The 14,353-nt window shown below is 68.4% G+C and carries 14 protein-coding genes; 7 read left to right on the forward strand and 7 right to left on the reverse strand.

Going from position 1 to position 14,353, the window contains the following annotated elements; translation table 11 throughout:
* Nucleotides 1-34 precede the first annotated feature (34 nt).
* Together RBS60_RS05220 and RBS60_RS05225 are read left to right on the forward strand one after the other, a co-directional pair.
* Nucleotides 35-703: an MBL fold metallo-hydrolase gene (locus tag RBS60_RS05220; protein WP_307956480.1), complete on the forward strand. Its 669-nt coding sequence runs from the start codon at nucleotides 35-37 to the stop codon at nucleotides 701-703.
* Nucleotides 693-1,637, forward strand: a complete 945-nt coding sequence (locus RBS60_RS05225) for an amidohydrolase family protein (protein ID WP_307956481.1) — start codon at nucleotides 693-695, stop codon at nucleotides 1,635-1,637. The genes RBS60_RS05220 and RBS60_RS05225 overlap by 11 nt, the downstream gene beginning before the upstream one ends.
* An 8-nt stretch (nucleotides 1,638-1,645) precedes the next feature.
* Here the strand turns inward: RBS60_RS05225 and RBS60_RS05230 are convergent, their stop codons facing one another.
* Entirely contained in the window at nucleotides 1,646-2,452 is an 807-nt protein-coding gene (locus RBS60_RS05230; protein WP_307956482.1) for a trans-aconitate 2-methyltransferase, read from the reverse strand.
* A 34-nt stretch (nucleotides 2,453-2,486) separates the two neighbouring features.
* Here RBS60_RS05230 and RBS60_RS05235 point away from each other — a divergent pair, with 34 nt between their 5' ends.
* Genes RBS60_RS05235 through RBS60_RS05245 form a run of 3 tightly spaced genes read left to right on the forward strand, consistent with a single transcriptional unit; the run spans nucleotide 2,487 to nucleotide 6,970 of the window.
* Entirely contained in the window at nucleotides 2,487-5,036 is a 2,550-nt protein-coding gene (locus RBS60_RS05235) for a DUF3516 domain-containing protein (RefSeq protein ID WP_307956483.1), read from the forward strand.
* Between the two features lie 9 nt (nucleotides 5,037-5,045).
* A complete protein-coding gene (locus RBS60_RS05240; RefSeq protein ID WP_307956484.1) occupies nucleotides 5,046-5,594 on the forward strand; it encodes a GNAT family N-acetyltransferase in 549 nt (182 codons plus the stop codon).
* A gap of 47 nt (nucleotides 5,595-5,641) precedes the next feature.
* Entirely contained in the window at nucleotides 5,642-6,970 is a 1,329-nt protein-coding gene (locus RBS60_RS05245) for an alpha/beta fold hydrolase (protein WP_307956485.1), read from the forward strand.
* A 30-nt stretch (nucleotides 6,971-7,000) separates the two neighbouring features.
* On the opposite strand, the gene RBS60_RS05250 is transcribed toward RBS60_RS05245, so the two are convergent.
* The 4 genes from RBS60_RS05250 to coaE form a co-directional block, all read right to left on the reverse strand.
* Complete coding sequence (locus RBS60_RS05250) at nucleotides 7,001-8,473, reverse strand: MFS transporter (RefSeq protein ID WP_307956486.1); 1,473 nt, start codon at nucleotides 8,471-8,473, stop codon at nucleotides 7,001-7,003.
* On the reverse strand, nucleotides 8,466-10,583 hold the full coding sequence (gene uvrB / locus RBS60_RS05255) for an excinuclease ABC subunit UvrB (RefSeq protein WP_307956487.1): 2,118 nt from the start codon (nucleotides 10,581-10,583) through the stop codon (nucleotides 8,466-8,468). The genes RBS60_RS05250 and uvrB overlap by 8 nt, the downstream gene beginning before the upstream one ends.
* Nucleotides 10,584-10,667: 84 nt before the next feature.
* On the reverse strand, nucleotides 10,668-11,015 hold the full coding sequence (locus RBS60_RS05260) for a hypothetical protein (RefSeq protein WP_307956488.1): 348 nt from the start codon (nucleotides 11,013-11,015) through the stop codon (nucleotides 10,668-10,670).
* Nucleotides 11,012-11,653, reverse strand: coding sequence for a dephospho-CoA kinase (coaE, locus tag RBS60_RS05265; protein ID WP_307956489.1), 642 nt, complete (start codon nucleotides 11,651-11,653; stop codon nucleotides 11,012-11,014). Before coaE ends, RBS60_RS05260 begins: the two co-directional genes overlap by 4 nt.
* An 18-nt stretch (nucleotides 11,654-11,671) precedes the next feature.
* On the opposite strand from coaE, the gene RBS60_RS05270 reads away from it, so the two are divergent.
* Nucleotides 11,672-12,349, forward strand: a complete 678-nt coding sequence (locus tag RBS60_RS05270) for a YigZ family protein (protein WP_307956490.1) — start codon at nucleotides 11,672-11,674, stop codon at nucleotides 12,347-12,349.
* Between the two features lie 114 nt (nucleotides 12,350-12,463).
* On the opposite strand, the gene RBS60_RS05275 is transcribed toward RBS60_RS05270, so the two are convergent.
* Nucleotides 12,464-13,030 carry a cupin domain-containing protein gene (locus RBS60_RS05275; RefSeq protein WP_307956491.1) on the reverse strand — a complete coding sequence of 189 codons (567 nt, stop codon included), beginning with the start codon at nucleotides 13,028-13,030 and terminating at the stop codon, nucleotides 12,464-12,466.
* A gap of 103 nt (nucleotides 13,031-13,133) precedes the next feature.
* Between RBS60_RS05275 and RBS60_RS05280 the strand changes: the two genes are divergently transcribed.
* Nucleotides 13,134-13,886, forward strand: coding sequence for a helix-turn-helix domain-containing protein (locus tag RBS60_RS05280; protein WP_307956492.1), 753 nt, complete (start codon nucleotides 13,134-13,136; stop codon nucleotides 13,884-13,886).
* Here RBS60_RS05280 and RBS60_RS05285 read toward each other — a convergent pair.
* Nucleotides 13,802-14,236: a flavodoxin domain-containing protein gene (locus tag RBS60_RS05285; protein ID WP_307956493.1), complete on the reverse strand. Its 435-nt coding sequence runs from the start codon at nucleotides 14,234-14,236 to the stop codon at nucleotides 13,802-13,804. The genes RBS60_RS05280 and RBS60_RS05285 overlap by 85 nt on opposite strands.
* Between the last annotated feature and the right edge of the window lie 117 nt (nucleotides 14,237-14,353).

Consider the following 14,353-nt stretch of genomic DNA (forward strand, 5'->3'; position numbering starts at 1 on the left):
GGCCCAGCGTAGCGAAACTGCCTAGGGTGACGTCATGAGCAGCCTCGTCAAAGATCTCGGACGCGTCACGGTCCGCCGGATTTCCGTGAGCGACATGGACAACAACGTCTACCTCATCACTGCGAAGGAGTCCGGGGCGCAGGTCCTCATCGACGCGGCCGACGACGTGCCCGCGATCCAGGCGCTTCTCGCAGAGGGTGCCGCCGACGCCGCAGGCGCAGCGAGACCCGCCACGCTGGCGCTCATCGCCACGACGCATCAGCACTGGGACCACACCCGCGCCCTCGAGGGACTCGTTGCCGCAACCCATGCTCCCGTGGCCGCCGGGCGCCAGGACGTCGCGGGCATCCCGGTACCGGTCGACGTCGTGCTCGACCACGGAGACGTGCCGGGAGCCGGCAAGGACTGGGGCTTCGAGCTGAGGGCCGTCCACCTGCGCGGCCATACCCCGGGTTCGATCGCCTATGTCCTCACCGAAGAGGACTCGGCGCCGCTCATCTTCTCGGGTGACTCGCTCTTCCCGGGCGGCGTCGGCAACACGCAGAAGGACCCCGATCGCTTCGAACTGCTGTACGGAGACGTGGTCGAGCGGCTCTTCTCCGTCTACCCGGACGAGGCCGAAGTCCATCCGGGCCACGGGAAGCCGACCACACTCGGTGCCGAACGCCCTCATCTGGAGGAGTGGCGCGAGCGTGGTTGGTAGTCCAACCCCGTCCCTGACCACTCCCGGTCCGCTCACCGATGAGGAGATCCCCCGCTACCTCGAACGGCTCGGCCTCCCGGGGCTCGCGGACATCCACGTCCACTTCCTGCCGCAGAACATGCTCGACAAGGTGTGGCGGTATTTCGACCGGGCGGAAGAAACCTACGGCTGGCCATGGCCGATCGCCTACCGCGTCAGCGAGGAGGAAAGGCTCCGGCTGGCCCGTGGCTTCGGCCTCGCCGCGATCCCTGCGCTCTCCTACCCACACAAGCCCGGCATGGCCCGGTGGCTCAATGACTGGAGCGCCGACCTCGCCCGCCGCGTCCCTGACGTCATCCACTGCGCCACGATGTACCCCGAGCCGGACGCCGGCCAGTACGTCGCCGGGGCGCTCGCTGCGGGGGCCCGGCTGTTCAAGGTCCACGTCCAGGTGGGGAAGTTCGGCCCGGACGATCTGATGCTTGAGCCAGCCTGGGCGGCGCTCGAAGAAGCTGGCGTGCCAGTCGTGATCCATGCGGGATCGAAGCCGCTTCCCGGAACGTTCACGGGACCCGAGCGGGTTGCCCGCCTCCTCGATCGCCATCCGCAACTCGCCCTCGTCATCGCACACTTGGGCATGCCCGAGTACTGGGAGTTCGCCGACCTCGCCGAGCGGTTCCCCCGCGTGCACCTCGATACAACAATGGTCGCGACAGACTTCACGGAACGGTTCGCACCACTGCCCGAGGGCTTCCCAGCGCGACTCGCAGAGCTCGGCGACCGCGTGGTCCTCGGATCTGACTTCCCCAACATTCCCTACGCCTACGCGCACCAGCTCTATGCCCTCGCACGGCTCGACCTCGGGGACGACTGGATGCGCAAGGTCCTCTGGGAGAACGGCGCCAGACTGCTCGGTCTGGGCAGCCCGGCGAATCTGACGGCCCGGCGAACCTGACGGCTGGCTCAGGCGCCGTCAGGCTTCCTGCCCACCAGGAAGATCCGCCGGAACGGGAACACCGTGGTGACGACGCCGTCGCGCTCCACCGTGGGGTAGGCATCGAAGAGGAGCTGGTTGTACTGCTCCTCGAACTGTGCTCCCTCCCGGGGCGAGAGCGCATCGAGCACGGGGCGGAGGCCAGTGCCCCGCACCCAGTTCAGCACCGCGTCCTCTCCCGTGAGGACCTGGCAGTAGGTGGTCTCCCAGACGTCGGCGTCCCAGCCGGCGTCGAGCATGAGCTCGAGATAGCCCGAGGGCTCCGAGACGGCGTCGGTGTGGCGCAGCACTCCCCGCAGCCGCTGGTCCCACTGCGAGGACTCCGCGAGCTCGCGCATGAGGGTGTGCGACGGCGCCGAGAAGTTGCCGGGCACCTGGACCGCGAGCCACGCCCCCGGGACGAGCTGCTCGAGCCACCGGCCGATGAGGCCCTGATGACCCGGCACCCACTGGAGGGCTGCGTTCGAGACGACCACGTCGACGTCCTCCGCCGGTTCCCACCGCAGGATGTCTCCGTGCGTGAACACGAGGCCCTGGCGCGCGCCGAACCGCGAGCGCGCGGCGTCGAGCATCGTCTCCGAGCTGTCAACGCCCTCGATGAGAGCCTCCGGCCAGCGATCCGCGAGAGAGGCGGTGAGCCCGCCCGGCCCGCAGCCCAAGTCGACCACCCGGCGCGGGGCGCTCGCGGCGATGCGGCCCGTGAGGTCGTAGAACGGCCGCGCACGGTGATCCCCGAACGCGGTGTACAGGGCCGGGTCCCACGTGGGAGAACTCATGGGTCCACGCTAATCCGGATAGTCTGGGGGCGCCATGCGACTCGATACCCTGATCCCCGCGCCGTCCTCCCGCCCCGACCTCGCCGATGCGGTGTACGACGCCTTCGTGGGCTGGGCCGAAGACCGTGGCCTGTCCCTTTATCCTGCGCAGGACGAGGCGGTCCTCGAGCTCGTGTCGGGAGCCAACGTGATCCTCGCGACGCCCACGGGCTCCGGCAAGTCCCTCGTCGCGATTGCCGCGCACTTCCACGGCCTGGCGACCGGCCAGCGCAGCTACTACACCGCACCGATCAAAGCGCTCGTCTCGGAGAAGTTCTTCGCCCTGTGCGAGATCTTCGGCGCCGAGCACGTCGGCATGGTCACGGGAGACTCCTCGGTCAATCCCGATGCCCCGATCATCTGCTGCACGGCCGAGATCCTCGCCAACCATGCACTCCGCGAAGGCGCCGCCGCCGAGCTCGGCCCGGTGGTCATGGACGAGTTCCACTTCTACTCGGACCCGCAGCGCGGCTGGGCGTGGCAGGTGCCGCTCCTCGAGCTCCCCCAGGCGCAGTTCCTCCTCATGAGCGCCACACTCGGCGACGTGAGCCGCTTCGAGACGGAACTCACCGAGCGCACGGGACGCACGACGACGACCGTCGCCCACGCTGAACGGCCCATTCCGCTGCACTACTACTACGAGGAGAAGCCCGTCCACGAGACGCTCGAGGAACTGCTCGCGACCAAACAGGTCCCGGTCTACGTGGTGCACTTCAGCCAGCTCGAGGCCATCGAGCGCGCCCAGCAGCTCATGAGCGTGAACATGTGCACGCGCGAGGAGAAGGACCGGATCGCCGAGCTCATCGGGCACTTCCGGTTCGCGGCGGGCTTCGGCAAGACGCTCAACCGACTCGTGCGCCACGGTATCGGCGTCCATCACGCGGGCATGCTGCCCAAGTACCGGCGCCTTGTCGAGCAGCTCGCGCAGGCTGGCCTCCTCAAGGTCATCTGCGGCACGGACACGCTCGGTGTGGGGATCAACGTGCCCATCCGCACGGTCCTGCTCACGGCGCTGAGCAAGTTCGACGGTTCCCGAACGCGTCACCTGAACGCACGCGAGTTCCACCAGATCGCGGGCCGCGCGGGGCGGGCCGGGTACGACACGGCCGGGACCGTCGTCGTGCAGGCGCCCGAGCATGTGGTCGAGAACAACCGCGCGATGGACAAGGCCCGGGCGAAATTCGGCGACGACCAGCGCAAGCTGCGACAGGTCGTGAAGAAGAAGCCGCCCGAGGGTTTCGTCTCGTGGGGCCGGCCCACGTTCGAGAAGCTCGTCGAGGGGTCGCCGGAGCCGCTGACCTCGAGCTTCACCGTCACGCACGCGATGCTCCTGAACCTCATGGCCAGACCCGGCAACCCGTTCGCGGCCGCCCACCGGCTCCTCACGGAGAACCACGAGCCGCGGCCCGTGCAGCTGCGCCTCATGCGGCGCGCCCTCGGCATCCTGCGCGAACTCATCGCCGCGGACGTCGTCGAGCGGATCCCGGACAGCGAGCTGACGCCCGAACAGCGCGCGAGCGGGCACACCCTGCGCCTCATGGTGGACCTCCAGGAGAACTTCGCGCTCAACCAGCCCCTGTCCCCCTTCGCGCTCGCCGCGCTCGACCTGCTCGGTCCCGAGACACCGTCGTACGCGCTCGACGTCGTCTCCGTCATCGAGGCAACCCTCGAGAAGCCCCGGCAGATCCTTTCCGCCCAGCTCAAGCGGGCCCGCACGGAGGCCGTCGCGGCGATGAAAGCGGACGGCGTCGAATACACCGAGCGCATGAACGCGCTCGACGCCGTGACGTACCCCGAACCGCTCAAGGAGCTCCTCGAGGCCGCCTTCGGGGAGTACCGCAAGCACGCGCCGTGGGTCGGCGACTTCGAGCTCGCGCCGAAGTCCGTCGTGCGTGACATGTACGAGAGGGCGATGGACTTCGGCGAGTTCGTCCAGTTCTACGGACTGGCACGGAGCGAGGGCATCGTGCTGCGGTACCTCACCGACGCGTTCAAGGCCCTGCGCCAGACGGTCCCGCAGGACGCTCTGCGAGAGGACCTCGAGGACCTCATTGCCTGGCTCGGCGAGCTGGTCCGCCAGGTGGACTCGAGCCTCCTGGACGAGTGGGAGGAGCTCACGAGCGGCAGGGACCTCCACACCCATGACGCCCCGCCGCCTCCCCCGCCGGCGCTCACGTCCAACGTGCGCGCATTCCGTGTCATGGTCCGGAACGAGCTGTTCCGGCGCGTCGAGCTCTTCGCGGACGAGGACTCCCAGGCACTTGCCGCGCTTGACGGTGAGGCCGGGTTCGGCGTCGAGGCATGGGAGGAGGCGCTCGACGGCTACTTCGAGGAGCACGAGGACATCGCCACCGGGCCCGACGCACGCGGCCCGCAGCTGCTCATCATCGATGAAAGGCCCGGCCTGTGGCACGTGCGGCAGATCTTCGACGATCCCGCCGGCAACCGTGACTGGGGCTTCTCGGCCGACGTCGACCTCGCCGAGAGCGATGCGGCTGGCAGCGCCGTGATCCGCGTGACCAAGATCGGAAGGCTCGACGGTTAGGTTGGAGGTATGAGTTCCTCATCCGTTGCCGTGCCCCGCCGCGCTGATTCTTCCCGCCCACCCGCGCGAGCGAGCCTCCGGCCCGCCGCTCCCCATGACGTCCCCTCGATCCTCGAGCTCATCCACGAGCTCGCGGTCTATGAGAAGGAACCGGACGCCGTCAAGAATTCGGTCGAGGCGCTCACGGACCAGCTCTTCGGGGAGAATCCGGCGATCTTCGCCCATGTCGTCGAGGACAGCACATCCGGCTCGCCGGAGGTGCTGGGCTTCGCGCTCTGGTTCCTCAACTACTCGACGTGGGAGGGCACCCACGGGATCTATTTGGAGGACCTGTACGTTCGGCCCGAGGCCCGCGCCCGCGGCTACGGCAAGGCGCTCCTCACCGAGCTTGCGAGGATCGCCGTCGAGCGCGGCTACGCCCGCGTCGAATGGGCCGTCCTGAAGTGGAACGAACCCTCGATCGGTTTCTACCGCAGTCTGGGCGCATCGCCCCTGGATGAATGGGACACCTTCCGGCTCACGGGTGATGCCCTCGCCGCCTTCGGGGCCGGGCGGTGAGTACAGCGCCGCGTCCGTCACGAGGCACCAGTGGGCTCAGCGGGAGGGTGGCGGCGTCGTCCGCCCACCGTATCGTCGGACGCCATGAGTTCCGCGGACTGCGGACCGTGGAGCATGTCTTCGCGGTCCCGATCGACCATGGACGGCCAGACGGCGAGCTCATCGAGGTGTTCGCGCGGGAGTACACCTCGGCCGCGCATCCTGCGCAAGCCGCCGAGAAGCTGCCGTGGCTTGTGTTCCTGCAGGGCGGCCCGGGAGGCCGGGGCAATCGCGTCACGAGCCTGAGCGGCTGGATGAAGGCAGCCGCGGCGGACTTCCGCATCCTGATGCTCGACCAGCGGGGAACGGGACTCTCGACCCCCGCCGACCGCGTCACGCTCCCCCACCGGGGCGGCGCCGCTGCGCAGGCAGAATACCTCTCGCACTTCCGCGCCGACTCGATCGTCCTGGACTGCGAGGCGATCCGGCAGGAGCTCGGGTCCGGCCCTTGGACGGTGTTCGGCCAGAGCTACGGCGGATTCTGCACCCTCACGTATCTCTCCTTGGCACCCCACGGCCTGCGTCGGGCGCTCCTCACGGGCGGCCTTGCGCCCCTCGAGGGACCCGCTGAACGCGTCTACCGGGCGACCTACGAGCGGGTTGCCGCACGCAATGCCCAGTACTTCGGCTGGTATCCCGACGACCGCGCGGCCGTGTCCGCCGTGATCGGGCACCTGAGGGACCACGACGAGCGGCTACCGTCGGGTGAGCGGCTCACTCCCGAGCGCTTCCAGCTCGTGGGGAGCCTGCTGGGGGGCAACACACGCGTCGACACGCTGCACTATCTGCTCGAGGACGCCTTCAGCGGTGGGTTGGGCGGCTCAGGCGGCGGGAACGGTGCGCGGCTGTCGGATGTGTTCCTGGCTCAGGTCCAAGGGCTCGTGACGCGTGCGCCCAACCCCCTCTACGCCGTCCTGCATGAGGCGATCTACGCCCAGGGCGGGGCCACCGATTGGGCCGCGTGGCGCGTCCTCGATGAGCGCCCCGAGTTCAAGGCCGACGCCGCGGAGCCACTGTTGCTCGGTGAGATGGTCATGCCGTGGTACTTCGAGCAGGATCCGGCGCTCGTGCCGCTCGCCGAGACTGCCGAGATCCTCGCCCAGAAGTCCGACTGGGGGCCGCTGTACGATTCCGCGCGGCTTGCGGCCAACACCGTGCCGGCCGCCGCCGCGGTCTACCGTGACGACATCTTCGTAGACCGTGGACTGTCGCTCGAGACGGCTGGCCGCGTGCGCGGCCTTCAGGTCTGGGAGACGTCGGACTTCCACCACGACGGCATCACCGACGACGGCGAAGCGATCTTCGCGAGGCTCCTCGGCATGGCAGATCCGGACTGAGGGTGAATCCGGCCGCGTGGTCATCACGTGTTAGACACGGGCCGGTCGCCCTCTGCTCATCATCGCGCCCACGAGGAGGGCCACACTGAGCGCACCCGCGACGAGGGCGAGGCCGGGGAATCCGACAAGAGACATCACGACGCCGGAGAGCGCACCGCCGAGTGCTCCGGCCAGCCCCATGGCCGTGTCGTTCACACCCTGGGCTTGGACGCGATGCGCCTCGCCCACGCTTTCGGCCAGCAGCGCGGAGCCAGCAATCGTTGCCGCGGACCAGCCGAGTCCGAGGAGGACCAGCGCCACTGTCACCGCAGCGGGACTCGAGGCGCCGATCGCAGCGAGCGCCACGGAGACCAGAAGTATCCCATGGCCTCCCGCGAGGACGCGGCGTCGACCGAGCCTGTCGGCGAGCCAGCCCATGAGCGGCGAAAGGGCGTACATTCCCGCGATGTGCAGGGAGATCGTGAATCCTATGAGCGCGAAAGAGTCCGTGCTCACTTGGCCGGCATGCCCCGAGTGGTCCATGGCTCCCATGGGCGCAACCGTGACCTGCTGCAGATGCAACGGAGTCATCGACATGACGGCGACCATGACAGCATGGGCCACCACGACTCCCGCGACGGCCAAACCGGCACCCGGCGATGTCCGGATCGCGTGCACGCCCCCGCCGAAGGCCTTTCGCCAGGCCTGCCGCCCCGTCGGGACCACTACCTGCCGGGACGTCCAGGCCGGCGTCGGTGCAGCCGCGTGCTTCCGTGCTTCGAGGAGCGGATCAGGCCGCAGACCGAACCACAGCAGCGCCCCCGCCATCACCATCCCGGTCACGGAGATGAGGAAGGGTCCAGCTGTCCCGGGCAGGTGGAGGGCTGCCCCAAGTGCCGCGCCGGGCTTGATGAGGTTCGGGCCGGCGACCGCGCCGACGGTGATCGACCAGACCACGAGGGAGAGATCGCGGCCACGGTGCGCGGCGTCGGCCAGGTCTACGGCGGCAAAGCGCGACTGCAGGTTCACCGCCGATCCGACTCCGAGCAGCGCGCCGCCAATGAGGAGCAGCGCGAGGGACGATGCCATGGTGGCCAGCACGATGCTCAGCGCGCCGAGGGCCGCAAGGCCAAGTCCGGCCACGAGCGCCGTCCGCCGTCCACGGGCCGCCGCGAGACCGCTCAGTGGAAGGGCGGCAACGGCTGCCGTGAGCGTGAGCAGCGTCGTGACGGCACCGGCCCAGGCATCGGATCCCCCGTACTGAACAGCGAGAAGCGATCCGATGGCGAGGGTCGCACCATTCCCGAGCCCGCTCAGGAGCTGGGCAACGGCCAGGACGCCGACGGCGCGCCGCTGAATCCGACGGCGAGCGGCGCCGTCGTGAGCAGCGGGCACCGCTACTTCGGACGCAGCCGGCGGCCCACCACTGCCTTGATGCCCACCACTGTTCTGGATCTCGCCAGCCGGGTTGGCACCGTCGGCCGACAAGTGTGCGCCGACAGTGCCCTCGTCGGCGTCACGCATGGCCGGCTGCCTGCATCTGCCGCAGTTCCTTCTTGAGGTCACCCACCTCGTCGCGGAGGCGTGCAGCGAGCTCGAACTGGAGCTCGGCCGCGGCGCCGTGCATCTGTTCGGTGAGCTGCTCGATGAGGCCGATGAGGTCCTCGGCCGGGGCAGCGGCCAGCCCATCGCGCCGCAGTTCAGATTCGGCGCGCTCGCGTGCCGAGGCAGCCGACGTGCCCTTGGTCCGCTTGCCGCCCTTGCCGCTTCGGCTGCCCTCGAGAAGGGCCCGCGTGTCCTCGTCCTCGCGCGCGAGCTGGTCCGTGATGTCCGCGATACGCTTCCGGAGCGGCTGCGGATCGATGCCCCGCTCCTTGTTGAAGGCGGTCTGGACCTCGCGGCGGCGGTTCGTCTCGTCGATCGCCTGAGCCATCGAGTCAGTGATCCTGTCCGCATACATATGGACCTGGCCGGACACGTTCCGGGCTGCTCGGCCGATCGTCTGGATAAGCGAGGTCGAGGACCGCAGGAAGCCTTCCTTGTCCGCGTCGAGAATGCTCACGAGGGAGACCTCGGGCAGGTCGAGACCCTCGCGCAGGAGGTTGATGCCTACGAGCACATCGAAGGTTCCGAGTCTCAGCTCGCGGAGGAGTTCGACGCGCCGGAGCGTGTCGACGTCGGAGTGGAGGTACTGGACCCTGACGCCATGCCCGAGCAGGTACTCGGTGAGGTCCTCGGCCATGCGCTTCGTGAGGGTCGTGACGAGCACGCGCTCATCCCGCTCCGCCCGATCGCGGATCTCGCCGAGAAGGTCGTCGATCTGGCCCTTGGTGGGCTTGACGATGATCTCGGGGTCGATGAGACCGGTGGGCCGGATGATCTGCTGCACCACGCCGTCGGCCCTCCCCAGCTCGTACTTGCCCGGCGTCGCGGACAGGTAGATCGTCTGGCCGATGCGCTCGAGGAACTCATCCCACTTGAGGGGCCGGTTGTCCATCGCCGAGGGGAGCCGGAAGCCATGCTCCACGAGGGTGCGCTTGCGTGACATATCGCCCTCGTACATCGAGCCGATCTGGGGAACCGTCACGTGGGACTCGTCGATGACGAGGAGGAAGTCCTCCGGGAAGTAGTCCAGGAGGCAGTGCGGCGCGGTCCCGGACTCGCGGCCGTCGATGTGCCGCGAGTAGTTCTCGATGCCGTTGCAGAAGCCCATCTGCTGCATCATCTCGAGGTCGTAGGTGGTGCGCATCCGCAGGCGCTGGGCTTCGACGAGCTTGTTCTGCGACTCGAGCAGCTTGAGCCTCTCGGCCAGCTCGTCCTCGATGCCCTTGATCGCGCGGGACATGCGTTCGGGCCCCGCGACGTAGTGGCTCGCCGGAAAGACGTACATCTCCGTCTCCTCGCGGATCACCTCCCCGGTGAGGGGGTGGAGCGTGTGGATCGACTCGACCTCATCGCCGAAGAACTCGATCCGCAGCGCCTGCTCCTCGTACATCGGGATGATCTCGACGGTGTCGCCACGGACGCGGAAGGTGCCGCGGTGGAAGTCCACGTCGTTGCGTACGTACTGCATGGATACGAACTTCCGCAGGAGGGCATCTCGGTCCATCTCCATGCCGCGCCGCAGCGTCACCATGCCCGCCACGTACTCCTCCGGCGTGCCGAGGCCGTAGATGCACGAGACCGTTGCGACAACGATGACGTCACGCCGTGTCAAGAGCGCATTCGTGGCCGAGTGCCGCAGCCGCTCGACCTCCTCGTTGATCGAGGAGTCCTTCTCAATGAAGGTATCCGTCTGGGGGACGTAGGCCTCGGGCTGGTAGTAGTCGTAGTAGGAGACGAAGTACTCGACCGCGTTGTTGGGCAGGAGCTCACGGAATTCGTTGGCGAGCTGCGCGGCGAGGGTCTTGTTCTGGACCATGACGAGCGTGGGCCGCTGGAGCTTCTCGATGACCCATGCGGTCGTCGCACTCTTGCCCGTGCCGGTCGCACCGAGCAGCACGACATCCTTCTCACCGTTCTGGATCCGCTCCGCGATGTCCGCGATGGCCGCAGGCTGGTCCCCTGCGGGCTGGTATTCGCTGACCACCTCGAACGGTGCGACGACGCGGTTGATCTCCTGGGCAAGACTCATGCACCAAATCTACGCCGGGCAGCGGACAGCTCAGGTCCGCTTCTCCGCGCGATCGCGGAGGGCTGACTACTTCTTCCGGCCGCGCTACTTCTTCCGACGCCGCAGTGGCGTCCGCGTCAGGTACGAGTCGTCGAGCCTGTTCATGACCGAACCGGACATCAGCACGAGGAACCAGACGCCGGCGGCGAACCACACGACCCATGCGAGCCCGAACGCGGTGCCGGCGACCACGCCCTTCCACCCCGCATCGTGGCCGGCCATCGCCTCGCTGCGGCCACCGAGGGCCAACCAGACGATCGCAGCAACGGCCATGAGCACCGCACCGGACCAGGCGAGAGCGCGGACTCCCCCCAGATTGGCGCCCTCAAGATGCTTGCGCCTCGGGCCCTCGGGCTCGCGAGGCGAGCGGGCCTCGGGCGGCAGCGCCGTCACGTCCCCTGCTTGGCTGCCGCGGGGGCCAGAACGTCATCCCAGAGCCTGTCCACAGCGTCGCGCAGCGCCGCCAGCGATCCAGTGTTGGCAATGACGTGGTCCGCAGCGGCAAGGCGCTCTTCACGAGTAGCCTGGGCGGCAATCCGGGAGCGGGCCTCCGCCTCGGACATGCCGTTGCGTGCCAGCAGCCTGGCGACCCGCACGTCATCGGGCGCATCCACCACCACGACGACGTCGAAGTTGCCCGCCTGTCCCGTCTCGACAAGGAGGGGAATGTCCTGGACGATCACGGCCTGCCGATCTGCAGCGACCGCCGCGGCGGCGATCTGGGCGGCACGGGCGCGCACCCGCGGATGGACAATGGCGTTGAGCGTCTCCCTCCTTGCCGGATCCGCGAAGACAATGGCGCCGAGCGCCGCACGGTCGAGCGCGCCGTCAGCCGTCAGCACGCCCTGCCCGAACGCAGAGACAACCTCGGCAAGCCCGTCCGAGCCTGCATCGACGGCCTCGCGAGCGAGCAGGTCCGCATCTACGATGACGGCGCCTCGCTCGGCCAACCGCCGTGACACTTCCGATTTCCCCGACGCGATCCCGCCCGTCAGCCCGATACTCAGCACCTGTCCAGCGTAATCGAGCAACCTCCTAGACTGGGGACAGTGACCGAGACCCCGAGCCGTGCCACGGCGTACACGACCGTCGCCGGCGCAAGCCGCCATGAGCTCGAGATCAAGCGCTCGCGGTTCATCACGGTCTTGGCGCGGGTTGACGCCGAAGAGGGAGCGCGCGCACTGATCGCCGACCTCAGGCGCGAGTTCCATGACGCGCGCCACCACTGCAGCGCGTTCGTCCTCGGCCCAGATCGCACCATCCAGCGCAGCAGCGATGACGGTGAGCCCGCGGGAACCGCCGGCATCCCGATGCTGGATGCCCTCACCAAACGGGAGACGCACGACGGCGTGACGGATCTGAGCGACGTCGTCGCCGTCGTCGTGAGGTACTTCGGGGGAATCCTTCTGGGCGCCGGCGGACTCGTCAGGGCTTACTCGGAATCGGTGTCCGCCGGACTCGACTCCGCGCTGCTCGTTCGGCGCCAGCGCCTCCGGCTTCTAGGGATCGAGGCACCGCACGCTGCAGCACCACGCCTCGAGAACGAGCTGCGAACCTCTGGTGTGGTCGTGCTCGGAACGGACCACGGGCCGAGCGGCGCAACGCTCAGGATCGCGCTCGAGGACTCGGATGCCCGCGCAGCGGCATTTGCAGCGCGTCTGGCAAGCCTGACTGGCGGTGCCACTCGGGCGGTGCCGCTCGGCACTTCGTGGGTCGATGTTTCCTGACAGCGAGTCCCCTTTCGCCAACCGGCCCGGTCGCCCTTCGGAACACCGCGACCCCGCCACCGAGGCTGGGACTCGGTGCCGGGGCCACAGGGTTTGGGAGCTCTTATAGGCGCACTAGTGGACCGGCGGCGGACCGAGGATCTCGATCTGATGGCGCGCCGCCGCCGCGGTCAGCGCCACAGGGTCGAGCGGAGTGTCGGGAGGCGTGTCGCCCGTGACCGGCTCGCCAGCCTCGGCTGTGAACTCCTCGAAACCCGCGGGAACGGTGATCTGAAGCGTGTGCAGCGGCGCGTCGTCGCCCACGATGAACGTGTGCGTGCTCCCCACGGGGAGGTATACGAAGTCACCGGGGCCGGCGGGGAGCCTCTGCCCGTCCACCACGAAGGTGGCCCAGCCCGAGATGACATAGAAGCACTCGTCCTCGACCAGATGCCGGTGCACAGGGGGCGCAAATCCCGGCGGGTTGACGAAGTCGAGGACCGTGAGACGGTTCCGGGTCTGCTCGCCTGAGGCCTTGACGATGACTTTCGATCCGAGGAACCAATACGCCTGACCCTCGCTCGCCGCAAGGACCCGAGCGCCGTGCGCCCTCTCCGGCACTGATCCGGTGTCCTGTGCTGCTTCGGTCTTCTGGGCTCCCTCAGTGTTCTGTGCTGCTTCGGTCTTCTGGGCTGTCTGCATCGCGGCTTCCATCGCTTCCCCTGGTCTTACACCGGTCAATTGAACGTCTGAGAGATATTCATTAGACGATGTGTTTTGAATAAGACCACGGTAAGGTCGACCTATGGCAAGCGTCAAGGGAGGAAACGAGACCCGCTCCTACGTCTCACCGCGGCGCGAGGAGGCTGCGCGTCAGACGCGCCGCGCAGTACTCACCGCCGCGGCCGAGCACTTCCGCGCCGCGGGCTATGCTGCGACATCATTGGCCCAGATCGCAGAATCGGCCGGCGTCGCCCGGCCAACCGTCACCACGGTCTTCGGATCCAAGTGCGCGCTGCTCAAGGAGGCGCTCGATGAGGCCTTGGCGGGGGACGACGACCCGGTCCCCGTAGCGCAGCGGCCCTGGTTCCGGCCCGTGGTTGAGGCACGGGATCGGGAAGAGCTCTTCGCCGCCTACGCGCACGTGTGCACGGTCATCGGCTCCCGGGCGGCACTGCTGTTCGAGGCAGCGCGACGCGCAGCCGACGTTGGGGAGGATACGCGGGACCTCTGGCGGGCAACCGTCGACAACCGCAGGCGGGGAGCGGCGATGGTCATCGCACGGCTCGAGGACATCGAGGCCGGCCGGTGGGCCGTGGGCACCCCGACCGCCGAACGCGCCACCGACGCACTCTGGCTCCTGAACGATCCGGCACACTACCTCGCCCTCGTCCTGGGCCGCGGATGGAGCGAAGACGAGTTCAGTGCCTGGCTCGGCCGCCAGTTCGAGACGGCCGTCAATGTCGCCGCACGTCAGGCAGCCGCGAGCTCTCTCCCCCACGCCTCTGCGCGCTCAATCTCGCCGTCAAGCAGCGGCCCCTCGCTCCCTGCCACGTAGTACCACGTCGGGTCGGCTGCGCGCTCAGCGCCCGCCTTCTCGAGCGCCTGCTCAATCTTCTTCGCCGCGTCTCCATGGATGAATAGCTTGACGCGGGTGTCGAAAGCGGCCGTGCGCACGCCGTCGAGCACTCCGGGGACCAGTCCATCCAGCCAGACGCCCAGGCCCTCGAGGGGCTTCCACCCGACAATCGGGCTGCCCACGACAAGCAGCGAGCCCGGGCTCAGCTGCGCAGGCGAAAACCCGTCGGCCTCGAGAACACGCGCGTCCGGACCCAGGCCGCGCCCGATCGCCTCGGCGATCTGCCGTGTGTTGCCGAACTGCGACGCATACACCACTACAGCGTCCATGGAGGTCCTCCCGGCACGATAGGCGGAGGCGGGTGCTGGGGTGTAACCCGCCTCCACTGGCCAGATTAGGAAGCACGGCCGCGCCGGAGAAGGGGCAAAGGACCCGAAAACGCCTGA

Source organism: Sinomonas sp. ASV486, assembly GCF_030908215.1.
Classification (GTDB): Bacteria; Actinomycetota; Actinomycetes; order Actinomycetales; family Micrococcaceae; genus Sinomonas; species Sinomonas puerhi.